At 58.8% G+C, this 20,593-nt stretch carries 21 protein-coding genes; 13 read left to right on the forward strand and 8 right to left on the reverse strand.

Going from position 1 to position 20,593, the window contains the following annotated elements; genetic code table 11:
* The first annotated feature begins 19 nt into the window (after nucleotides 1–19).
* The 6 genes from ACKFRX_RS05775 to ACKFRX_RS05800 are packed head-to-tail and all read left to right on the forward strand — an operon-like array spanning nucleotide 20 to nucleotide 5,667.
* Entirely contained in the window at nucleotides 20–841 is an 822-nt protein-coding gene (locus ACKFRX_RS05775) for an ABC transporter ATP-binding protein (RefSeq protein ID WP_005327654.1), read from the forward strand.
* A complete protein-coding gene (locus ACKFRX_RS05780) occupies nucleotides 838–1,665 on the forward strand; it encodes an NUDIX domain-containing protein (protein WP_150851146.1) in 828 nt (275 codons plus the stop codon). Before ACKFRX_RS05775 ends, ACKFRX_RS05780 begins: the two co-directional genes overlap by 4 nt.
* Nucleotides 1,662–2,795, forward strand: a complete 1,134-nt coding sequence (locus tag ACKFRX_RS05785; RefSeq protein WP_408922734.1) for a THUMP-like domain-containing protein — start codon at nucleotides 1,662–1,664, stop codon at nucleotides 2,793–2,795. The genes ACKFRX_RS05780 and ACKFRX_RS05785 overlap by 4 nt, the downstream gene beginning before the upstream one ends.
* Nucleotides 2,796–2,819: 24 nt before the next feature.
* Nucleotides 2,820–3,602: an electron transfer flavoprotein subunit beta/FixA family protein gene (locus ACKFRX_RS05790; RefSeq protein WP_049378391.1), complete on the forward strand. Its 783-nt coding sequence runs from the start codon at nucleotides 2,820–2,822 to the stop codon at nucleotides 3,600–3,602.
* A gap of 8 nt (nucleotides 3,603–3,610) precedes the next feature.
* The gene (locus ACKFRX_RS05795) at nucleotides 3,611–4,552 is read left to right on the forward strand and encodes an electron transfer flavoprotein subunit alpha/FixB family protein (protein WP_408928255.1); all 942 of its coding nucleotides are present in this window, start codon (nucleotides 3,611–3,613) and stop codon (nucleotides 4,550–4,552) included.
* Nucleotides 4,552–5,667: a cysteine desulfurase family protein gene (locus ACKFRX_RS05800; RefSeq protein ID WP_408928256.1), complete on the forward strand. Its 1,116-nt coding sequence runs from the start codon at nucleotides 4,552–4,554 to the stop codon at nucleotides 5,665–5,667. Before ACKFRX_RS05795 ends, ACKFRX_RS05800 begins: the two co-directional genes overlap by 1 nt.
* On the opposite strand, the gene ACKFRX_RS05805 is transcribed toward ACKFRX_RS05800, so the two are convergent.
* Nucleotides 5,664–6,833 carry an HNH endonuclease signature motif containing protein gene (locus ACKFRX_RS05805; RefSeq protein ID WP_316127458.1) on the reverse strand — a complete coding sequence of 390 codons (1,170 nt, stop codon included), beginning with the start codon at nucleotides 6,831–6,833 and terminating at the stop codon, nucleotides 5,664–5,666. The two genes, ACKFRX_RS05800 and ACKFRX_RS05805, sit on opposite strands and share 4 nt — an antisense overlap.
* A 208-nt stretch (nucleotides 6,834–7,041) precedes the next feature.
* Here ACKFRX_RS05805 and ACKFRX_RS05810 point away from each other — a divergent pair, with 208 nt between their 5' ends.
* The gene (locus ACKFRX_RS05810; protein ID WP_179386396.1) at nucleotides 7,042–8,202 is read left to right on the forward strand and encodes a glycoside hydrolase family 25 protein; all 1,161 of its coding nucleotides are present in this window, start codon (nucleotides 7,042–7,044) and stop codon (nucleotides 8,200–8,202) included.
* On the opposite strand, the gene ACKFRX_RS05815 is transcribed toward ACKFRX_RS05810, so the two are convergent.
* Nucleotides 8,183–9,019 (reverse strand): spermidine synthase, encoded by an 837-nt coding sequence (locus ACKFRX_RS05815; RefSeq protein ID WP_179386397.1) that lies wholly within the window; start codon nucleotides 9,017–9,019, stop codon nucleotides 8,183–8,185. The two genes, ACKFRX_RS05810 and ACKFRX_RS05815, sit on opposite strands and share 20 nt — an antisense overlap.
* Before the next feature lie 94 nt (nucleotides 9,020–9,113).
* On the opposite strand from ACKFRX_RS05815, the gene mnmA reads away from it, so the two are divergent.
* Entirely contained in the window at nucleotides 9,114–10,199 is a 1,086-nt protein-coding gene (gene mnmA / locus ACKFRX_RS05820) for a tRNA 2-thiouridine(34) synthase MnmA (protein ID WP_040425032.1), read from the forward strand.
* Here mnmA and ACKFRX_RS05825 read toward each other — a convergent pair.
* A complete protein-coding gene (locus ACKFRX_RS05825) occupies nucleotides 10,192–10,560 on the reverse strand; it encodes a PH domain-containing protein (protein WP_408918940.1) in 369 nt (122 codons plus the stop codon). The genes mnmA and ACKFRX_RS05825 overlap by 8 nt on opposite strands.
* Nucleotides 10,561–10,637: 77 nt before the next feature.
* Between ACKFRX_RS05825 and ACKFRX_RS05830 the strand changes: the two genes are divergently transcribed.
* Entirely contained in the window at nucleotides 10,638–11,552 is a 915-nt protein-coding gene (locus ACKFRX_RS05830; protein ID WP_408918939.1) for a methionine synthase, read from the forward strand.
* Here the strand turns inward: ACKFRX_RS05830 and ACKFRX_RS05835 are convergent.
* The 4 genes from ACKFRX_RS05835 to ACKFRX_RS05850 all read right to left on the reverse strand — a co-directional run bounded on the left by ACKFRX_RS05835 (nucleotide 11,549) and on the right by ACKFRX_RS05850 (nucleotide 15,212).
* A complete protein-coding gene (locus ACKFRX_RS05835) occupies nucleotides 11,549–12,670 on the reverse strand; it encodes an AAA family ATPase (protein ID WP_408928257.1) in 1,122 nt (373 codons plus the stop codon). The two genes, ACKFRX_RS05830 and ACKFRX_RS05835, sit on opposite strands and share 4 nt — an antisense overlap.
* Before the next feature lie 340 nt (nucleotides 12,671–13,010).
* A complete protein-coding gene (locus ACKFRX_RS05840; protein ID WP_408918937.1) occupies nucleotides 13,011–14,003 on the reverse strand; it encodes a serine hydrolase domain-containing protein in 993 nt (330 codons plus the stop codon).
* Nucleotides 14,003–14,500 (reverse strand): ArsR/SmtB family transcription factor, encoded by a 498-nt coding sequence (locus tag ACKFRX_RS05845; RefSeq protein WP_408918936.1) that lies wholly within the window; start codon nucleotides 14,498–14,500, stop codon nucleotides 14,003–14,005. The genes ACKFRX_RS05840 and ACKFRX_RS05845 overlap by 1 nt, the downstream gene beginning before the upstream one ends.
* A gap of 40 nt (nucleotides 14,501–14,540) precedes the next feature.
* The gene (locus ACKFRX_RS05850) at nucleotides 14,541–15,212 is read right to left on the reverse strand and encodes a 3'-5' exonuclease (RefSeq protein WP_005327677.1); all 672 of its coding nucleotides are present in this window, start codon (nucleotides 15,210–15,212) and stop codon (nucleotides 14,541–14,543) included.
* A 45-nt stretch (nucleotides 15,213–15,257) separates the two neighbouring features.
* Here ACKFRX_RS05850 and ligA point away from each other — a divergent pair, with 45 nt between their 5' ends.
* Nucleotides 15,258–17,327: an NAD-dependent DNA ligase LigA gene (ligA, locus tag ACKFRX_RS05855; protein WP_408918935.1), complete on the forward strand. Its 2,070-nt coding sequence runs from the start codon at nucleotides 15,258–15,260 to the stop codon at nucleotides 17,325–17,327.
* Nucleotides 17,328–17,337: 10 nt separating this feature from the next.
* Here the strand turns inward: ligA and ACKFRX_RS05860 are convergent, their stop codons facing one another.
* Nucleotides 17,338–17,997: an amino acid-binding ACT domain protein gene (locus ACKFRX_RS05860; protein ID WP_408918934.1), complete on the reverse strand. Its 660-nt coding sequence runs from the start codon at nucleotides 17,995–17,997 to the stop codon at nucleotides 17,338–17,340.
* Nucleotides 17,998–18,177: 180 nt separating this feature from the next.
* On the opposite strand from ACKFRX_RS05860, the gene gatC reads away from it, so the two are divergent.
* From gatC to ACKFRX_RS05875, 3 genes are all read left to right on the forward strand, one after another.
* Complete coding sequence (gatC, locus tag ACKFRX_RS05865; RefSeq protein WP_218840749.1) at nucleotides 18,178–18,498, forward strand: Asp-tRNA(Asn)/Glu-tRNA(Gln) amidotransferase subunit GatC; 321 nt, start codon at nucleotides 18,178–18,180, stop codon at nucleotides 18,496–18,498.
* Nucleotides 18,499–19,986 carry an Asp-tRNA(Asn)/Glu-tRNA(Gln) amidotransferase subunit GatA gene (gene gatA / locus ACKFRX_RS05870; RefSeq protein WP_408918933.1) on the forward strand — a complete coding sequence of 496 codons (1,488 nt, stop codon included), beginning with the start codon at nucleotides 18,499–18,501 and terminating at the stop codon, nucleotides 19,984–19,986. It abuts the gene before it with no gap.
* Between the two features lie 86 nt (nucleotides 19,987–20,072).
* Complete coding sequence (locus ACKFRX_RS05875; RefSeq protein ID WP_150851468.1) at nucleotides 20,073–20,567, forward strand: META domain-containing protein; 495 nt, start codon at nucleotides 20,073–20,075, stop codon at nucleotides 20,565–20,567.
* The last annotated feature ends 26 nt before the right edge of the window (nucleotides 20,568–20,593 follow it).

Genomic DNA, 20,593 nt, shown 5'->3' on the forward strand with positions numbered 1-20,593 from the left:
AAAGAACAAATCAGTCACAATGGAAGGCGTGAACGACGTAACTCCCACTGATCAAGATTGGCTCGTAGATTTTCGCGGCGTCGAGCTGCGCCGCGGGGGCAAGACCCTCGTCGGACCCGTGGACTGGCAAGTAGAGCTCGATGAGCGCTGGGTCATTATCGGCCCCAATGGCGCGGGCAAGACCTCGCTGGTGCGCATGGCCGCGGCCGAAGAGTTCCCCTCGAAAGGCACCGCCTTTTTGATGGGGGAGCAAATCGGCAAAACCGACATGCGCGATCTGCGCGCGCTTATCGGCATCTCTTCCGCGGCGGTGCAATCGCGCATCCCGGATACTGAGCGAGTGGACGATCTCGTCGTCTCCGCAGGTTACGCTGTGCTGGGCCGCTGGCGGGAAGAATACCAGGACATGGATTTCTCCCGCGCGGATGACATCTTGGCCCAAGTTGGGGCCACCCACCTCAAAGAGCGCACCTGGGGAACCCTGTCTGAGGGAGAAAAGAAGCGCGTCGTCCTCGCTCGCGCGCTCATGTCTAACCCGGAGTTGCTCATCCTCGATGAGCCGTCCGCGGGAATGGACCTGGGAGGCCGCGAAGACCTCGTGGGATATCTTGGCAATCTAGCCATGGACCCAGATGCCCCAGCGATAGTCATGATCACCCACCACGTGGAGGAGATCCCCTATGGCTTCACCCACGCCATGCTATTGGATGAGGGTAAAGTTGTGGCAAAAGGACTGATTAATTCCGTCCTCACCTCCGAAAATCTGACTCGCGCTTTCCACCAGCCCATTCAGGTGGACCGCATTGGACAGCGATACTTCGCCCGCCGAGCTTCTCTATGACCAATCCTTTTCATGACCGTCTCGATGCCATTGACGCCAGCGATACCACCGGCTTTCACGGTGGGCGCCTGGCGGCAACCGTCCTGCTCCTGCGGGACGGCGATGACGGTCTTGAAGTGTGGGTACAAGAGCGCGTCCACACCATGCACAACTACCCGGGGCATTCAGTCTTTCCCGGCGGCGGCGTAGATCCGCGCGACTTTCCACCACGTTCCTGGGACTCGGGCGAGCTATGGGCCGGAAAGTCCGTCATCTCCATGGCCCGTCGGATGGGCGTGACCAAGTACAAAGCCCACGCCCTTGTTTTCGCCGCTGCCCGCGAGCTCTTCGAGGAGGCCGGCACCCTTCTCGCCATCCGCGAGGACGGCATCGTCTCCAATGCGCGGCGCTATCACAAAGAGCGAAAACTCCTAGAAAACCACACCATTTCCTTTACCGAATTCCTCAGCAATAACGGCATGCGTGTCGACGCCGATATGCTCCTTCCCTGGGCGCGCTGGGTAGGAAAGGGAAAAAGCCATTGGTTCGACACCTTCTTCTTCGTTGGGGTGTTGCCCTCCGGCCAAGAACCCGATGGGGATACCGATGAAGCAGACGATGCCGGATGGTTCTCCCCGCAGCTCATCCTGGACGGCTGGCGCGCCGGGCTGGTGCGCCTTGCCATCCCCACGTGGGCACAGATGCAAAGGCTGAGCAAGTATTCCTCCGTCCAAGAGGTCCTAGAGGATGCGTCCTTTTCGGACCTGCGCCCCGTCATTGGGGATCCCCGCGAGGACCCCCGTTATCGCGAATTCTTTTCCACCACCCCCATAGACCGCATATGAGTTTTACCCCCGCAGAAGTTGACTTCCTTGCCGAGCGCCAAGAGGACATAGCACACCTCGACCTCACCTTAACCAAGGCTTCTCGGCTGAAAGACGCCGAAATCCTCAAAGCTAAGTTCGGTGAGTATGGCCGCGCGGTCATGGAGCTGGTAACCGCCCGCAGTTCCGGCAAGCTCCCGCACGATTGGCTTATGGATGCGGACTCCGCCCAGCAAGCAACCCCCATCGAAGTGGCGGCGTATCGGACGAAATTCCTCGCCGAGCAGGGCGTGCGCAGCGTCCACGACGTCACCTGTTCCATCGGCACCGAAGGCTATAATTCTCCGCTCGACTATTTTGGCTCAGACCTGGATGAATCACGGGTAAGAATGGCCAGGCATAACCTTTCTTCCGCCAAGATTTTCCGCGCGGATGCGCTGACGACTACTACCACTGCCGATGTTCTCCTTGCAGACCCAGCCCGCCGCGCCGGTGGCAGGCGAATCACGCGGCCGGAGGATTTGGTGCCACCGCTCCCGGAGGTCGTCGATAAGCATCGCGACAAGGAGCTGGCCATCAAGTGCGCGCCTGGCCTTGATTTTAGCGAGTGGGACGGCCTCGTTACCGTCGCGAGTGTCGATGGCGGGGTAAAAGAAGCCTGCCTTTATACCCCAGGCCTTGGCAGCGGCCGAAGGGCAGTGGTGATTCGCGGAGGCAAGCTAGATGTCCTCGATGACCACGCAGACAACCTACCCGATGCTGGAGACATTGGCAGTTACCTCATCGACCCGGATGGGGCCATCGTTCGAGCGGGATTGGTCCAGCACTACGCGGCAAGGGAAGGGCTGCATCAAATCGATCCGCGCATCGCATACCTGACAGGGGAGAGGATTCCGGAGGGGACTTCGGGATTTCCATTCATAGAAAAAGTACCCCTAAAGAGATTAAAATCCGTACTTAAATCCTATGATGCGGGAAGCCTAGAAATCCTTGTACGCGGGGTAGAAGTGGACCCTGACCAGCTGCGGAAGAAGATGAAGCTGAAGGGCAAGAAACCATTTGCGGTCATCATTACGCGAATTGGCTCACAGGGAATCGCCTTGCTGTGTCAACCCCGAGTATCATCGTCCGAGGATAATTACGCAACATAAATATATCGGAAAGGTGAGTGCCCAATGCCAACTATCGTGGCTCTGGTCAAACACGTGCCGGATACGTGGTCTACCAAGTCTTTGAACGATGACCACACCCTGGATCGCACCTCCGTGGATAACGTCATTGATGAGGTTAATGAGTACTCCGTGGAACAAGCCCTGCGACTGCGCGACGATAACCCCGATGCGGGCTACAAAGTCGTAGCACTGACGATGGGGCCGGCCCAAGCCGACGAGGCATTGCGCAAGGCTTTGGCCATGGGCGCCGACGATGCCGTGCTCGTCTCCGATGATTCCCTGGCCGGAGCGGACGCGCTATCGACCGCTTGGACCCTCAATGCCGCGCTCAATCAGCTTGACGACGTCCAGCTGATCACCGCCGGCACCGAAGCTTCCGACGCCTCCACCGGCCTGCTTGCCGGTCTGCTCGCCGAATACCGCCAGCTGCCGGCCCTTACCGGCCTGCACAAGGTAGAGCTAGCTGACGGCACCCTGCAGGGCACCCGCGATGATGCGCGCGGCACCTGGGAACTCGAGGCGCCGCTGCCAGCGATCGTTACGGTGAACGATAAGAGCGACAAGCCACGATTCCCCAACTTCAAGGGTCTTATGGCAGCTAAGAAGGCGGAAATCACCACCTTTACCCTGGCTGACCTGGGCATCGAGGCCATCGCGCCGACAACCTCCGTATCGGCCGCTGAGAAGCGCCCACCGCGCACCGCCGGCGAAGTTATTTCGGAGCCCAACCCGCAAGATGCAGCGAAGAAGATCGCTGACTTCCTGTCCGCAAAGAACTTGATTTAGGAGTAGATATGTCGCACGTTTACGTACTAGTTGAGCACGACGCGGACAACCTCCTTCCCGTTACCGGCGAGCTGATTACGGCCGCGCGGGAATTGGGTACGGTGTCCGCAGTGGTCGTCGGCAAGCAGGCCGATAAGTTCGATGCCGACCTTGCCGCCCTCGGTGCCGCACAGGTGGTTCAGGCAACGGCCGAGGATTATGACCAGCGTTTCCTTACCCCGGAGGTTGATGCCCTGCATGCTCTCGGCGCTGCGAACCCAGCGCCCATTGTGCTGGCCGCAACTCCGGCCAATAACGAGATTGCCGGCCGACTTGCAGCTCGCCTCGCCTCTGGCGCACTGGTCAATGTTAGTGGCATCGCCGCCGATGGCTCCGCCCAGATGAGCATTTTCGGTGGTTCCTATGAGACCACCTCTACCGCCGCTGGCCAGTGCCCGATCTACACCCTTCGACCGGGTGCGGTTGAGGCTGCACCACAGCAGGTGGAGGCGCAGCCGGCGCCGATGCCGTTGCCGGCCGCCACGGGCAAAGACGTCAAGGTAACTTCCTTTACCCCGGCACAGAAGTCCGCACGTCCAGAAATTACCGAGGCCAAGGCAGTCGTCGCCGGCGGCCGAGGAGTGGGCGACGAGTTCGGCGCCGTTGTCGAGCCGCTTGCCGACGCCCTCGGAGCCGCAGTCGGCGCCACCCGCGACGCCGTCGATGAAGGCTTTTATGACGCCGCCTATCAGATCGGCCAGACCGGTGTTACCGTCTCGCCCGACCTCTACATCGGCTTGGGTATCTCTGGCGCTATCCAGCACACCTCTGGCATGCAGACTTCCGGCACCATTGTGGTGGTCAACCAAGACCAGGATGAGCCGTTCTTCCAGATCGCTGATCTCGGCGTCGTGGGCGACCTGCATGAAATCGCACCAGCCCTGACCGAGGAACTGAAGGCGCGCCAGTAATGCCGCACTATTTTGACTATGCCGCTACCCAGCCGATGCGCCAGAGCGCGATTGACGCGTGGGTGGCGGCGGCCGGCTCCCTCAACTCCGGCGCGCAGTATGGTTCTGGCCGCAAGGCTCGGTCCGTGCTGGATGATGCCCGTGAAAAGGCGGCTTCCCTCCTCGGCTGCGAGCCAATCGAGGTCATCTTTACCTCTTCTGGCACCGAGGCGGACAATATCGCCATTCAGGGTCTCTACGCGGCTGGGCAAACAAACCGCATTATTTCTACCGACATTGAGCACCCGGCCGTGCGCGATACCGTCTCTAAGCTGGAGAAAACCGGAGCGGCCGTCGATATCCTTCCCGTCGACCGTTCCGGGCACATCGCAGATCTGTCGGCCCTAGACACGCTTGCCGACGTCGCTACCTGCATGTGGGCCAACAACGAAACCGGCGCCATTCAGCCCATCGAAGAGATCGCAGCCCGAGCGAATGCGACAGGCACACCCGTGCACGTGGATGCGGTGCAGGCCGTGGGCAAAGTTCCCATCAATTTTTCTGATCTAGGGATCGCCAGCCTCGCCGCCAGCGCCCACAAGTTCGGCGGCCCCCGCGGCATCGGTCTGCTTTTGGCCAAGCGGAGCCCCGCGCCCCAGCCGATTGCCTACGGTGGCGGCCAAGAACGGGGCATCCGCCCTGGCACCGTGGACGTGGCGGGCGCTTCCGGTCTAGCTGCGGCGTTGGAGGAATCCGTCTCCGAAATCGCCTCCCAGGGTGAGCGAATTGCTGCTCTCCGCAATAAGCTGCGCGACGGAATTCTCGCCACCATCGACGACGTAGTGGTCAACTCTGCCGAGCCGTGCTTGCCTTCCCACCTGCACGTCTCATTTCCCGGTGCTGATGGCGATAGCCTCATCATGCTGCTGGATTCCTTGCAGATCGAGGCCTCTACCGGCAGTGCTTGCAGCGCTGGCGTAAACCGCATGTCTCATGTCCTCGAGGCAATGGGCGTAAGTGAGGCGGAAGGAATCGGTTCCCTGCGTTTTACTCTCGGCAGGCTTACTTCGGAAGAGGATGTTGACTACGTCTTGGCTCATCTTCCGGAGGTTATTTCCCGAGCCCGTTCCGTCTAGCTATCATTCCTTTCTTTCGCCGCAGCTCGCCGGGCGGCGATAGCTTGGCCTACCGTTAGCGCCCAGTTCTTGTTCCTGGGCGCTAGCGGTCCTTGGGGCTCATCGTATTCCCAGCGGCCATCGTCAAAGAGCCATACTATGTCTCCAGTATGTGGATCCATGATGTAGAAGGCGCCACCATCAGTCTTGATGTTGTGATGGTGCTGGCACAGTGAGGCCAAGTTGCTTCCCGCCGTTTTTCCTCCCTGTGCATGGTCAATTCGGTGGTCCTTTTGGCAGTTCTCTGCCGGGCGATTACAACCTGGCCAGCGGCACACGCCATCGCGGCCTTCCACGTAGGCGCCAATGAGCGGGGGAGTAACGTAGCTTTCGCTTTCCATCCTTTTTGCAAGGTCCATATCCCGCGTCTGGGTGGGACGCAGACTGTCAGCGGTCTCAGGGCTTACCCATCCGAATCCCCGGATAAATGCGGGAGCAGCCTCCTGGTCGTGGGCTCGGTACATATGAAGAACCACTTTGGCCCGCGACTCAATTTCGCCCAGAATCAACTTGGCTAGGGCTTCAGCTTTCGTGAGGTTATGCTCTTCGGCTGCCTTACTAACGTGTTCATCGATGGCTAGCATGGTAACTTCATCGAATTCCACTGCTAGCCCGGCCTTCCCACCGAAACTGTGGTAGGTGAAATAGGAGTCGTTCCCTGCATCAGGCTCTCTATCTTCATTGGGGTGTGGGTCCTCTACAGCGATGAGGCCATTTAGTTTTCGCCGCAAATTCGTATTCGAAGGCAGTACCTGGCCGGGCTTGGTAGGGGTCAGGTAACGCGCAAGCTCTTGATCTATCCGCTCGAGAATTTCGGTCGGGATGTCGCCCAGCTTGCTAAGCACGGCGTCGATAGTAATAAGACGAGAGAAATCCAGGAAGTAATAGGTTTCCTGGAGCGCCTTTGTGAGTGGTAGCTCTGCGAGTCGATAAAGGGCCATGGTTATGTCCCGCGTGCGCCGCTCGCTTAAGCCCGTCCGAGCAGAAAGTGTGTGGCAGGAGATATCGAAATCGTCTTCTAGATCTGGCTTGACCTCTCTCCAGAATAGGTATTCTTGTTTCCTGATTTCTGTGGCTTTTACTGCTATCGGATCGTTGGGGTCATTGACTATGTAGTAGGCGTCCAAGATTAAATCCCCCGAATAGTAGAACTAGTGTGCGTAATTTCATGGTGTTTATTTTAAGCCGTGCCCTGCCGCCCCGCAAGGGTTATGGGCAAATATGTGTTCTAAAAGGTTGTATTCCCAGAAGGGGGAAACGGAAGTAAAGAAAAATATCTCAAGTGTTGCGTGTTAAAGGTGTGACAGAAGTGAAGGCGTTGCTAAACTCACGCGCATGACTTCAAAGAAAGCACTCCGAAAGAGCATTACTGCGGTAGTCACCGTGGCTGCACTAGCTGTAAGTGGTACCGCCATTGCCCAGGCGGTGAGCTTTGGTGCACCTAAGGGCATTGACGTGGCGGCGCACCAGCATCCGGGCGGTACGCCCATCGATTGGTCTAAAGTGCGTTCCGACGGACAGTCCTTTGCATTTGTGAAGGCTACCGAAGGCGGGGATTGGGTAAACCCCCACTACGTACAGGATATTCAGGCGGCTAATGCTGCTGGACTCAAGACCGGTGCATACCACTACGCACGTCCGGCTGGCGACGCCAAGACTCAAGCAGCGAACTTTGCCGCGCAGATCGCCCTTGCCCCGAATCAGACATTGCCTCCTGCACTTGATATCGAGGTGACGGAAGGGAAGTCTGCGGCACAGCTGGAGCAGTGGATTGAAGAATTTACTAGCGAGCTCAAGCGTCTTACTGGACGCACGCCAATGATTTACACTTACAAGTACTTCTGGATGGGGCAGATGAATAACTCCCAGAAGTTCTCGGATATGCCACTGTGGCTCGCGGCCTATCAGGACCAGGCGCCTGAAGCGGTGGGCGGATGGAACGAGCTATCTTTCTGGCAGCGTTCTGGTTCTGGCAAGGTAGCAGGCATTTCTACCGATGTTGACATGAACCTGTTTAATGGTTCCAAGCAGCAGCTGCGGTCTTTTAGCGACGGCAATTACGTTGACGTCGGCGGCGCGCTAGAGCAGCTGGTTGTGAGCGATGGGCTTGACTTGAGCTCCGATAGTACGCCGCTCATCGGCGCTATTTTGGCCCTGGCGGCGGGGCTGATTGCGATTCCGCAGCTTGCCGACGCCGCCGAAAAGTCCGGCCTCGATCCCGAAGCAGCGGAGGGCTTGGCTGCCTTCGTAAAGACCCTGCAAGACAAGGATGCCCTTCCAGTGGAGGACCTGGGTGATATGGCCAAGGGCAACTTCTCCGTCAGTGACCTAGCTATCCTGCTGGACAATGCCGGTCACGTGAACAACGTTAAGTCAGGCAACGTCTCCGAGTCGGAGGTATCGGAAGCTAAGAATGCCGCCAAGAACGCCGGCGCTGACGTACCCGATTTTGATGCGGGTCAGGTGGCTACGCTGCTTAATCGCGTACTGCAGTAGCACCGGTGAAAAACGCGCGGGTCCAGGCCTCGTCTTTGTAATGGGCGGGCACGGCCCCGCCAAGGAGTGTCTTTGCCAGCTGGGCGGCTTCGACGGAGCCCTCGGCTGGCATTTCTGTATCTGAGGCTACCAGGATGATGTTCCCGTAGCGCCGCCCCTTGAGCATCGGTGGGTCCGCGATGACGGCGAGGTGGTCAAATACTCGATCGAGGCCCGCCAGCTCGCTCTTTGCCAGCTGTAGATCGGAATGGTCGCCGCAGTTGGCTACGTAGAGACCACCCGGCGCCAGCGACTGCTTTGCAGCTTGAAAGAATTCCACGGTGGTGAGGTTGGCTGGTGTCTTGTCGCCAGCAAAGACATCGCGGATGATGATGTCGCGGCTGGACGAAAGGAACCCCTCGGTTTCTGTGCGGGCCTCGCCGGCACGGATTTTGACGGTGGGGGAACGGGGGACGTCGAAAAGCGTACGCACCAACTCGCCCAACTTGGTGTCGAGTTCGACCACCGTGTGGCGGCTGCCTGGAAGCTTGCTGGCGAAGTAGCGCGGAAGGGAGCATCCCGCGCCGCCTAGATGGGTCACGCGAAGCTTATTCGCGGGCCGAGAATTGAGGTGCTCTACCGCTGCCGCAATCCAGCGCATATACTCAAACTCCAGCTCCTCCGGCTCACCGAGCACAATGTGGCTGCTCGGCACGCCATTAACGTTGAGAATATAGGCGCCGTCGCGAAACTCATCCGGCACAACCTCGGCTGTGCCGGTAGAAATATCGTAGGTGCCGGTAATTCCCGGATCAGTGGAAGCTCGCTTTCTGCCCATGTCACACAAGCTTAGGGAATGGATTCGATTTAAACCGCGTTGGGGCTAGGGAGTAGACTTTCGGGCCTGTAGTCAAGGTGAAATGGGGAGCACAATGCGAGTATTGGTTGCCATGTCCGGCGGCGTGGACTCATCGGTTGCCGCCGCGCGTGCAGTAGAAGCCGGCCACGAGGTGATTGGCGTTCACCTCGCCCTGCACAAAGACGCGCAGCAGACCAGGGAAAAAGCCCGCGGATGCTGCTCATTGGAGGATTCGGCCGATGCCCGCCGCATCTGCGATAAGCTGGGCATTCCCTTTTATGTCTGGGACTTTTCGGAAGAATTCAAAGAAGAGGTCATCACGGACTTCGTGGATTCCTACGCCCGCGGCGAGACGCCCAATCCCTGCCTGCGCTGCAACGAGAAGATAAAGTTCCGGGCGCTGCTGCAAAAGGGCATGGCACTCGGTTTCGATGCGGTTGCGACGGGCCACTACGCCACCATCGACAAGGATGGCTATATGCGCCGCTCCTTGGATGAGAAGAAGGATCAGTCTTATGTGCTCGGCGTGATTTCGGCCGAGGAGTTGGAGCACTGCTTTTTCCCCATCGGCGATACCCCCAAGCCGCAGATCCGTGAAGAGGCTGCCGCGCACGGTTTTTCCACCGCGAAGAAGCCGGATTCCTATGACATCTGTTTCATTCCAGACGGCAATACGCAGGCCTTTTTGGGCGCACGCATTGGGCTGCGCCCCGGCATGATCGTGGACCAAGAGGGTACGGAGCTCAAGGAGCACGATGGCGCGTGGAACTACACCATCGGCCAGCGTAAGGGCTTGGACATTAAGGCGCCGGCTGCCGACGGTCGCCCTCGCTACGTCACCGATATTGATGCTGTTACCGGCACGGTTACCGTCGGTGCCCGCGAGGACCTGGCCGTGACCTCTATCCAGGCCGATCGCCTGAAGTACCTCCACCCAGGCATGGATGGGGATTTCGAATGCGAGGTTCAGGTGCGCGCACACGGCTCCGTGGTGCCCTGTACCGCCCACGTTGATCGCGAGGCGGACGAAATGCGCCTCGAACTCAAGGAGTCGCTATCTGGTGTTGCCCGCGGCCAAGCGGCGGTGCTGTACTTGCCTTCGCCGGACGAGCTGGGAGACATCGTCATCGGCTCCGGCACCATCTGCGGAACTAATTAAGCACGCAGTTGGCGATGAGCCGATCTAGCGCTCGGACATCGATATTGGGTCCAATATTGATTTTGAATTCGCCGGCCTTGGTCCACAGCTGCAGTTCGGCATTGAAGTCAAGGAGCTTTCCGGCGTTTTCCGTGGACCACATGGTGATGGAGGAATAGGGCAGGGAGTACATCTCCACCTTTTTGCCTGTAAGGCCTTGCGCGTCGCGGATGATGAGGCGCCTATTGGTAAATATGGCGGCATCACGGACGGTCTTGAAGGCGCAGACAGGATATTCCTGTTCGGCCAAGACGGTGGAAATGTCCTGAGGGATTTCGCACTCGTTGTAGAAGGTCCAGCCGGAGTATTTTTCCACGCCCATAGTAAGGTTCCTTTCCAAGTGATACGTCGCGTATCGAATAGATAAGTCTGAAAAATAATACTAGCGCCGAGGTGATTATGGACGCTTTTGGCTTAGGGCCCATGCTGGGTTATTCCATGAGTGAGGCGGCAGACATCGTGATGGGGGAGACGGGTGGTCTTCCGCACCTTCCGCAGTTGCCGGACCGCGGGATTCACGCTGGGGCCATTGGGCGAACAGCGGGCTTGTTGGAAGCAGTCTCCATTGACCGCGGACCACGATCGTGGGTACTCAGGGATCGGCCGCAGCTCATCTCCCATCGGATTGGCGACCAGATGAGCCGGGATCTGGATGAGATTCAGGAGGTGTGGGGCGAGTCAGTCCCGCGCATCAAGGTCCAAGCGGTAGGCCCGTGGAGTTTGGCGGCCGCCGTGGAGCTAGGAAACGGGCACCGCGCGATAACTGATTCGGGCGCTTTCCGGGACTTGTGTGGTGCTTTATTGGCCGGAATTCAGGAACACACGGCGCAGGTGGCACAGCGCTTTGGGGCAGAAGTGCGAGTGCAGCTGGACGAGCCCCTGCTTGCCGACGTCCTTTCAGGCACCCTTCCAGGCACCACCGACTTCGATACGATTAGGGCTGTTCCCGCGGACCAGGTCAATGCGACACTTGCGGAGTTTGGCGCGGATTACTTAAGGCTTCGCGAGCCACTATGGGAAGTAGCAGCGAAAACGGTGCTGCTCGATTTCGCTGGTCTAGCCTCGCCAGAGCATCTCGATGGCTTGGGGCAGTGGATTGATGGCGGCGGTCGCGTTGGATTGGGTGTGGCAGGGCACGATGCTCGCGCGGAGGCTATTGCTATCGCGCAGCACTTTGACCGCATGGGGCTTTCGCGGGAGCGAATTCCTGGGCAGGTTGATATCTTCCCGTGGCCGGTGGACAAGGCCGCGTACAGCTATTCTTTTGCCGCTGAGGTGGCGGGAATCCTCATCCGCGACGCCGGCGATCTTTAATCAACGCGACCGCGGCTATCCGTGGTGGTGAAGTATTCGCCCATATAGGGGATGACGTAGCGCAGCTTGCCATGTGCGGTGGGTTCGATGAGGTCGGCGTCGATAAGCCGCTGGCGGGTGGCCGATAAGGAGCGCACCGTCCGGTCCATGTGGCCCGCGATGTCTGCGATGGCGGCGATGCCATCGACTTCGACTGCGGCCATCGCTTCCAGGAACTCCCGCTGCGCCGGCGGCAGGGCTAGCGTCGCAGGCTGGTGCACCTGCGCGCCCATGATCGATATTGCATCTGGGGCGATAGAGGTGATTGTCTGCTGGGAAATGCCGCCTTCTTGGTTGCGGCGACTGCGCTCCCACGCCAGTGAGCCGACCAATTGCACGAGGTAAGGGTAGCCGCGGGTGAGTGCGGCGGCGTCCGTAATCGCTTCGTGGCTAAACTCCAGCCCTGAGCCCGAGGCGGTATGTCCGAGCGCCCGCTCGGCATTGGCCGGCGATAAGGGGCCGAGCACGAATTTCTGGGCCCGGCGCAGGAAGGTTACCCCGGGCAGGTCCAGCAAGTGGTTGACCCCCTGCGGCAGGCCAGCGGCCACCAAGGCGATATCGATTTCATCGCGCACCAAGTCTTGGTAGGCCACGGCGATGGTGGTGAGCTCTTCGACGTCGGCGTCTTGAACCTCGTCGATGGTGAGCAGGATGCCGGTGCCTTTCAGCTCGGAGGAAAGCTCGCGTAGGCGAGTATTCAACGTGGGGGTGAAGCGGTCTTCCTTCTGGTGGTCGAAGCCAATCGATCCTACGCCGCCGATGCCGATGCGGCTGACCTTCTTCTTATCGCTGGGCGAAAGCCGCTCGAGAAGTCTCGGAATCGTGGTGTTGACCAGTTCCTCCACCATGGTGGAGCGCCCAGAGGCGCGTAGCGTTACCCAACCGCGCGCTTCAGCAATGTCTTCCAACTCGTTGATGAGGACCGTTTTGCCGATGCCCCTAGCGCCGCTTAGCACCATGGAACGGGAGGCATTGCCTGCCGAGCCATCGAGGGCAGTGCGGAAACTATCGAGCACGATGCCGCGTCCGACCCAGAACAGGGGAGGGGCGCCGAATGTCGGGCGGAATGGGTTGTCCATGCGGCTAGTGTAACCCGTTTTGCCGGAGATTTGGGAGACTTTCGGCTCGAAGTGGAGATTTGGGAGACTTTGTAGGTTTCTTACTGTGGAGAGAGCCTAGGCGCCAAACGATGGCACCGATATGAAGAGAGCCAGTGACTACAATCGCGTACCACCATCCAAAATCTACTGCTCTGTACCACGGCATTGCAATGCCGACAAGAGTAATGATGGCGATCGTGAATATTGCGTCTATAACCAGCAAAGGGGAAGAAACTGGCTTCTTTAGGGTCTTCCATGCAGACCAGAGCTCGGATGCGGTAATAGCGGCGGGGATTAATGTGAGGAGCATTGTGGTTTCCTAAATCCTCTCGAAAAGCGCTTCTGCGAGGTCTTCAGTTCCTGCTGGTGAGTCATTATTTGCGAAGGCAGCGCGATTTTCCTTCGGGTCAATGATGAGCATTGTGGAGTAACCGTAGGTGCCGCCGTTGTGCCAAAAGCTCTTGCCGTCATCATTCTCTTGCCATCCATAGCTAGTGTCGCCATTTTCCATAAACCATGTAGCGAAAGCTGCCATGTCATGAGCGGTGGACCGAAGAGCTCCCGCTGCGGCGGAGCAACCTTCCATTTCCCAAGGTTCAGCTTCTCGGCCTGCAGCTGTGAGTCCGCGAGGGGCTTCGTCGGGGACGGAACCTGGTGTCATGAGGTAGGTTTCCTTCATTCCGGCGGGCTTTAGGATTCTCTCGTGGAGTAATTGTTCGTATGGCGTATCGGCAGCCGTTTCTAAGGCGTGGCCGAGCAGTGCGTATCCCAAATTGGAATAGGATTCTGTGCCACGATCTGCAAGATCCGATTCGGTTGCTGAATCTACGATGTCTTGTGTGGATACACCTGCGTACGGGTTTGAACCGGTGATGCTAGAGACAGCAGATGAGAAAGTCATGGCTTTTGCCTGTCTGGGTAAACCCGAGGTGTGATCGAGTAGCTCCCGAACTGTTACGTCGGAGACTGGTGAGTCACCGACCTCGAGGACTTCACCCATCGTGGTGTCGAGGTGTATCTTTCCCTCTTCTGCCAGTTGGTGGGCAATTTCTCCGGTGAACATCTTAGTGACAGAACCGATTTCTACCTCGGTGTGTTCATTGGCGCCGAGTCCGGCGAAGGTGGCTTTTCCCTGATCAAGTGTAAAGGCAGTGAGGTTGTTGAAACCAGCTTCCGAGTGTTCCCGTAGGTGTGTGGAGAGTTCTGGATCTCCGGTTGCGGTATCGGCTATCGAGATTCGCTGGGGCCCAACAATGAGTAAGAAGGCGGCCGATACCACGGCTACGACGGCGGCGAGGGCTATTCTGCGCATTAGTGAGCCTCGCTTGCGGTAATGATGGTCAGGAGGGGAATCACTCGGGCAGGGCGAAGTGAGTATTTTCCGCCTGTTTTGGTGGTCCAGCCCGCGCTAGTGAGGGCGCTCAGGTGGTGATAGGCCGTGCCGGTAGACGTGACGATTTCTTCTTCGACAAGTTCTGTGGCGCTGACCGGTGCGGTAAGGAGCCGGCGCAGGATGTCGCCACGAATCGGGTGGGCCAAAGCGGCAAGGCGGTCGAGGTTGTCGGACCAGTCGCCATGTGTAACTGCTTCAGTTGGCCGCTGCCATTGGTAGATATAGGAACTCTCACCGATAGTGAGGTTGCCGCCAAAGGTTACGGACCCTTCAGGAAGCTCTTCAGAAGGCTCGAGGGCGTCCGCAAGCCACATGGTGGACTCGCCTGTGGGAGCTTCCGCCTGAGTTGGTGTGGGATTTTCGAGCTTGGCGACGCGCTTCTCGAGGGCTAAAACTCGGGATTCTATAGATTCCATAGTTCTAGAATTCCAAAACTCTAGAACTTTGGCAATGAGTTTAAGAAATTAGCGGCCACGCCGTCGAGACATCCGAGGCATCGCGGCCCTTGCCTTCCAAGTACTTCTTGAAGGCGACGCGGTCCTCGTACCACTTGACGGCTTGGAACTCCATGAGCTCGTTATCATCCATCTGTGCCAGGTTGGGGTAGTGCTGGCGAACCTGCTTCCAGGCCACGCGGGCGGCCGCGAGGGCGTCGGCAGTAGCTTCGTGAGCATTGCCAAGCTCAACACCGTAGTGCTCGCACACGGCGCCAAGGGTGCGCTTTCCTTTACGCCACTTATCGCTGACACGGTCAATCACGTAGGGGTCGTAGACCGGTCCGGTCACCGTAAAATCTCCGGTCAGGCTGCGCAAGACGGTGAGATCAAATGCTGCGTTGTAGACGATCAGCGTCAGGCCATCCTCCCATGCGGCTTTAATTGCTTCGACCGTATCCTTCAGCACCTCCTCGTGCGGGCGGCCCTCGGCGCGAGCCTTTTCCGTAGTGATTCCGTGGACATTGGTCGCTTCCTGCGGAATTTCGATTCCGGGATCGGCAAGGTGCTCTACTTTTTGCACATCGCGGCCGTCAATGCGGACTAGGGCAGAGGTAACAATGCGAGCTTCTTTAGGGTTGGCCGAGGTTGTCTCAAGGTCGAAGGCGAGCATGCGGGAGGCGTCGAAATTCATGATCCATACCTTAGTAGCTAGCCCCGACACGAGGGATAGCTACACTTGGGCAGCGTGACTAATCCAGTTGATCTGCACCGTGAATGGAACGACCTCGCGCAGGAAGTGCGCCGCCACCGCAATCTGTACTACAACGGTGAGCCGGCTATTCCCGACGCCGACTTCGATGCACTCTTTCAGCGCCTTCTTGCGCTAGAAGAAGAGCACCCAGAGCTTGCCGTGCCTGATTCGCCCACCCGGCAGGTGGGTGCTGCCCCGAGCAGCGGCGAAGATATTGAGCACCTTGAGCGCATGATGAGCTTGGACAATGTTTTTAGCGCTGGCGAGATGCAGGAATGGTTGGATAGAACCCCGGCCAAGACCTACCTCACCGAGCTCAAGATCGATGGCTTGTCTATCGACTTGGTTTATCGTGATGGGCGCTTGACCACCGCTGCGACTCGTGGCGACGGCACGGTGGGCGAGGATATCACTGCCAATGCACGCGTAATCGAGGATATTCCGCACGAGCTGACGGGGACTGATGAATACCCAGTTCCGGAGCTTATCGAGATCCGTGGCGAGGTATACATGCGCCCCGAGGACTTCGAGGAGATCAATGAGGAACGCGCGGCTGATGGCAAGGATAAATTTGCTAATCCGCGCAATGCCGCGGCCGGTGGACTTCGCATGAAGGATCCCGCCGAGGTGAAAAAACGCCGCCTGAAAATGGTGTGCCACGGCTTGGGTGCGCGCGAGGGATTCTCGCCCAGCTCACAGCACGATGCCTATAAGGCGATTGCGGCTTGGGGACTGCCCGTTTCCCCGTATACCAAGCAGGTGTACTCGGCCAAAGAGGTTCAGGACGAGGTGGCGCACTGGGCAGAACACCGCCACGACGCCATCTTTGAAATGGATGGTCTCGTGGTCAAGGTGGATGATTTGGCGTCGCAGCGAGCGCTGGGTGCGACTTCCCGCGCACCGCGCTGGGCCATTGCCTACAAGTATCCGCCGGAGGAAGTGACCACGAAGCTCAAAAACATTGAGGTGGGTGTTGGTCGCACCGGGCGAGTAACCCCGTACGCAGTGATGGAGCCAGTCTTCGTTTCCGGATCTACGGTGGAGATGGCTACCCTGCACAACCAATCCGAGGTCAAGCGCAAGGGCGTGCTCATTGGGGATACCGTCATTATCCGCAAGGCGGGCGAAATTATTCCGGAGGTCCTCGGGCCGGTGCGCGAGCAGCGCGATGGTAGCGAGCATGAATGGACCTTCCCAGAGAACTGTCCTGCGTGCGGCACGAAACTGGCCCCGCAGAAGGACGGCGATGCCGATTGGCGTTGCCCCAATACCCAGTCGTGCCCCGCGCAGCTCTCGGCACGATTGGAGTATTTGGCTTCCCGCAAGGCGCTGGATATTGAGGCTTTGGGCGAGAAGGGCGCGATGGACCTGATCGACAACGGCATTCTCGTTGACGAATCGGAGCTTTTTGAGCTCACCGCGGAAAAGCTCTTGGCCTCAGATGTCTATACCGCAAAGAAGGACACCAAAGACAAGCGCTCCAAGAAGGAGGGCAACGCCAAGGTCAATACGGCCGGGCAGAACTTGCTGAGCAACCTGGAGGAGGTCAAGGGGCGCGACTTTTGGCGCGTTTTGGTCTCGCTATCCATACGACACGTGGGCCCGATTGCGGCTCGGGCGCTTGCTTCCCGCTATGGATCCATGGACAGGCTGCGCGCTGCGAAGACGGAGGAGCTTGCAGAGGTCGATGGCGTCGGCATGACCATCGCGCAATCCTTCCACGATTGGTTCGAGGTGGATTGGCATCGCACGATTGTGGACAAATGGGCTGCTGCGGGCGTGGCCATGGAGGTAGCGGCCGAGGACCACAAGGAGCAGACCCTTGAGGGCTTGACCATTGTGGTTACCGGCAGCTTGGAAAACTTCACTAGGGATTCCGCGAAAGAAGCGATTGTCTCTCGCGGCGGCAAGGCCACCGGTTCGGTGTCGAAGAAAACTTCGTACCTCGTTGCCGGCGAAAATGCTGGCTCGAAGGAGGATAAAGCTCGTGAGCTAGAAATCCCGATTCTCAACGAGGCGCAATTCCAGCAATTACTGGAAACCGGCGAAATCTAATTCGCTTCAGTTACTTCAGGAAGCTGCCCAAGATAGTGCCGATGTGGCCCAGGTGCTCGACCTCGGAGGCGAGGTAGTCAGGGCCGCCGGTTCGGCCCATGGCGATGACCAATCCGGTATCGCCGAGTGGGGCGGCGGCGAGTGCGGAGTCAAGCAGCGACCAGCTTTCGGGCACCCACTCGTCACGCTCAGGGTTGAGGACGCGGGCGCTTTCCACCTCAATGTCGTGGGGAACGGTGCCGTCATCTTCCGGCGCGGCGTTGGAGGAGGCTAGGCGGCGGATGGGCTCGTTATTGTCAATGACGATGCACCAGGTGGAGGTGAGTGCCTTCGGGATAGCCGCGACGACCTCTTCCATGGCCGCAGTGACATTGGTGGCATGAGCTACGCGCGCGAGCAGCTCGATCTGGCCGCGGCGGTCTACCCGGCCGCTAAACGGGCGGATGGAGTCAATTTCCACACCGTCGACGGAGGAGGCGGCGGTGATAAGCACATCGGCCATGGCGCCTTGGGGTAGCTCAATGACGATGTCATCCATAACGGTACCATCGGGGAAGTTTTCTACGATATCGACCGATTGGATATTGCCGTCGACGAGTCCAAAGGCGTCGGCAAGCTGGCCCAGGCTGCCAGGGGCATCGGGGAGCAGTACACGGATCAAAAAGGACATGGTCTCGCACGCTTTCGGTAGCTTGTAGTCCCAAACATGATACGTGCGTCACAATGCGGGCTTCAAGCAACGCAAATTTGGGGTGACGCGGCAGCCGTCTCGGTAGGTGCAGTACCATGGGTCGTTAGCAATTCACATAGTACATGCATGGTGTGAATATTTTTCACCCGCATGTCGATTATGCAGATAAAGGATGGAGTTCGCGTGTCTGAGATTTCGCGTGATGAGGTAGCCCACCTCGCCAAGCTTTCCCGCCTGGCCCTCAGTGAGGAAGAGCTAGCCCAGTTTGCAACGCAGATTGATGAAATTGTTGATTCCGTTTCCGCTGTAGGAAACGTGGATACCGAGGGTGTGGAGCCGATGAGTCACCCGCACTCCGTGGACGCCCCGATGCGCGAGGACGTTATTGTGCGCACCCTTACTGCAGAACAGGCTTTGGATCAGGCGCCGGCCGTAGAAGATGAGCGCTTCGTTGTGCCACAGATTTTGGGAGGAGAATAAATGTCTAACCTGACCGTTCCTGCGGAGGGCTTGATCTCCCTGACCGCCGCCGAGTTGGCGGAAAAGATTCACTCCCGCGAAATTACCTCCCGCGAGGTTACTCAGGCCTTCCTGGATCGCATCGCAGAGACCAATGAGGAGCTTAATTCCTTCCTGCACGTGGGGGCGGAAGAAGCCCTCGCGGCTGCCGACGCCGTGGATAAGGCCCTCGATGCCGGCGAAGAGCCTGCTTCTGGTCTGGCAGGCGTGCCCCTGGCGCTGAAGGATTTGCTCGTTACCACCGATGCGCCGACCACCGCAGCGTCCAAGATGCTGGAAGGCTACGTTTCTCCCTACGACGCCACCGTGACCAAGCGTCTGCGCGAGGCCGGAATTCCCATCCTGGGCAAGACCAACCTGGATGAGTTTGCTATGGGTTCTTCTAATGAGAACTCTGCCTTTGGTCCGGCTCATAACCCTTATGACACCGAGCGCACCCCGGGCGGCTCGGGCGGCGGTACCGCAGCTGCACTCGCTTCCGGCCAAGCGCCACTCGGTATTGGTACCGATACCGGCGGCTCCATCCGCCAGCCGGCCGCGCTGACCAATACTGTGGGTGTAAAGCCAACCTACGGCACCGTGTCTCGCTATGGCCTTATTGCTGCGGCATCTTCCCTGGATCAGGCCGGCCCCTGTGGCCGCACGGTCCTGGATACCGCGCTCTTGCACGAGGTCATCGCCGGCCACGATGCCTTCGATGCGACCTCCGTGGATAAGCCGGTAGCACCGGTTGTCGCTGCCGCACGCGAAGGCGCCAAGGGTGACCTCTCTGGCGTCAAGGTGGGCCTCATCAAGCAGTTTGAACGCGATGGCTGGCAGGAAGGTGTAATGGAGAATTACCACGCCGCCGTCGAGCAGCTGCGCGAGCAGGGTGCCGAAATCGTTGAGGTTGATTGCCCGCACTTCGACGACGCCCTGGCGGCGTACTACCTGATTATGCCGTGTGAGGTCTCGTCCAACCTGGCACGTTTCGATGGCATGCGCTACGGCCTGCGTGCCGGCGATGACGGCTCCCACTCCGCGGAGCAGGTCATGTCCCAGTCCCGTGCGGAGGGCTTTGGCCCCGAGGTCAAGCGCCGCATCATGCTGGGTACCTATGCGCTGTCCGTTGGCTACTACGACGCTTACTATTTGCAGGCGCAGCGCGTGCGTACCCTCATTGCGCAGGACTTTGCCCGTGCCTTCGAGCAGGTTGACGTGCTCGTTTCCCCGACCACCCCGACTACCGCATTCAAGCTGGGGGAGAAGGCCGAGGATCCGATGGCAATGTATAACTTTGACCTGTGCACCCTGCCGCTGAACCTGGCCGGCCTGTGTGGCATGTCTGTGCCCTCCGGTTTGGCCAGCGATACCAACCTGCCCACCGGTTTGCAGACCATGGCTCCGGCTTTCGAGGATGACCGCCTCTACAAGGTGGGCGCTGCCTACGAGGCCGGCCGCGATAAGTAAAACGCCGCCTGTGGAGTCCCTGACGATTCCATAAGGATTTCTTTACCCCCGTTGAATTTATATTCGGCGGGGGTAAATTCTTGGGCATGCATTTCAAAAAGACCGCACTATTTTCGTTGTCCGCCGCTGCACTGATGGGCGCTGGTGCCGCCAACGCCGCGCAGGTCCCCGACATCGATCCGGGGTTTAGCATGACCGCGCCGACTCAGTCTGATCTGATTTCTCCGCTCCCGGAGGGCGTAGAGAAGCTGGAGCCTCACATTGAAGGACAGACCATCACCGGCGAGCTCCACTCCGTTAAGGAAGATGGCAAGCTGAGCGTCACCTTTGCCAAGGACCGCACCTTGGTAGTCAATGATGGCTGCAATATCTACACCACTACCTACGAGGTGGCTAAGGACGGCACTATCAGCGTGGGCGAGTTCAACTCCACCCGCGCGGCCTGCGACGAGCATACGCAGCAGCTTTCCGACGCCCTCCGGGGCCTCCTCGAATCCAACCCCTCCTTCTATAACCTCCCCGGCGGCACCGTCGCCTTGGGTAGCGAGAATGCTGCGGTTGAGTTCACGGTAGCCAAGTAGAAACTAGCGGCACACAGGATAAAAGA

Origin of the sequence: Corynebacterium tuberculostearicum (genome assembly GCF_046097465.1) — a bacterium.
Lineage (GTDB): Bacteria > Actinomycetota > Actinomycetes > Mycobacteriales > Mycobacteriaceae > Corynebacterium > Corynebacterium tuberculostearicum_I.

What these genes read in the sequence shown, in the direction of transcription:
- ACKFRX_RS05775 (WP_005327654.1), top strand. Translation starts at nt 20, where the DNA reads ATGGAAGGCGTGAACGACGTAACTCCCACTGATCAAGATTGGCTCGTA.
- ACKFRX_RS05780 (WP_150851146.1), top strand. Translation starts at nt 838, where the DNA reads ATGACCAATCCTTTTCATGACCGTCTCGATGCCATTGACGCCAGCGAT.
- ACKFRX_RS05785 (WP_408922734.1), top strand. Translation starts at nt 1,662, where the DNA reads ATGAGTTTTACCCCCGCAGAAGTTGACTTCCTTGCCGAGCGCCAAGAG.
- ACKFRX_RS05790 (WP_049378391.1), top strand. Translation starts at nt 2,820, where the DNA reads ATGCCAACTATCGTGGCTCTGGTCAAACACGTGCCGGATACGTGGTCT.
- ACKFRX_RS05795 (WP_408928255.1), top strand. Translation starts at nt 3,611, where the DNA reads ATGTCGCACGTTTACGTACTAGTTGAGCACGACGCGGACAACCTCCTT.
- ACKFRX_RS05800 (WP_408928256.1), top strand. Translation starts at nt 4,552, where the DNA reads ATGCCGCACTATTTTGACTATGCCGCTACCCAGCCGATGCGCCAGAGC.
- ACKFRX_RS05810 (WP_179386396.1), top strand. Translation starts at nt 7,042, where the DNA reads ATGACTTCAAAGAAAGCACTCCGAAAGAGCATTACTGCGGTAGTCACC.
- ACKFRX_RS05815 (WP_179386397.1), bottom strand. Translation starts at nt 9,019, where the DNA reads ATGGGCAGAAAGCGAGCTTCCACTGATCCGGGAATTACCGGCACCTAC.
- mnmA (WP_040425032.1), top strand. Translation starts at nt 9,114, where the DNA reads ATGCGAGTATTGGTTGCCATGTCCGGCGGCGTGGACTCATCGGTTGCC.
- ACKFRX_RS05825 (WP_408918940.1), bottom strand. Translation starts at nt 10,560, where the DNA reads ATGGGCGTGGAAAAATACTCCGGCTGGACCTTCTACAACGAGTGCGAA.
- ACKFRX_RS05830 (WP_408918939.1), top strand. Translation starts at nt 10,638, where the DNA reads ATGGACGCTTTTGGCTTAGGGCCCATGCTGGGTTATTCCATGAGTGAG.
- ACKFRX_RS05835 (WP_408928257.1), bottom strand. Translation starts at nt 12,670, where the DNA reads ATGGACAACCCATTCCGCCCGACATTCGGCGCCCCTCCCCTGTTCTGG.
- ACKFRX_RS05840 (WP_408918937.1), bottom strand. Translation starts at nt 14,003, where the DNA reads ATGCGCAGAATAGCCCTCGCCGCCGTCGTAGCCGTGGTATCGGCCGCC.
- ACKFRX_RS05845 (WP_408918936.1), bottom strand. Translation starts at nt 14,500, where the DNA reads ATGGAATCTATAGAATCCCGAGTTTTAGCCCTCGAGAAGCGCGTCGCC.
- ACKFRX_RS05850 (WP_005327677.1), bottom strand. Translation starts at nt 15,212, where the DNA reads ATGAATTTCGACGCCTCCCGCATGCTCGCCTTCGACCTTGAGACAACC.
- ACKFRX_RS05860 (WP_408918934.1), bottom strand. Translation starts at nt 17,997, where the DNA reads ATGTCCTTTTTGATCCGTGTACTGCTCCCCGATGCCCCTGGCAGCCTG.
- gatC (WP_218840749.1), top strand. Translation starts at nt 18,178, where the DNA reads ATGCAGATAAAGGATGGAGTTCGCGTGTCTGAGATTTCGCGTGATGAG.
- gatA (WP_408918933.1), top strand. Translation starts at nt 18,499, where the DNA reads ATGTCTAACCTGACCGTTCCTGCGGAGGGCTTGATCTCCCTGACCGCC.
- ACKFRX_RS05875 (WP_150851468.1), top strand. Translation starts at nt 20,073, where the DNA reads ATGCATTTCAAAAAGACCGCACTATTTTCGTTGTCCGCCGCTGCACTG.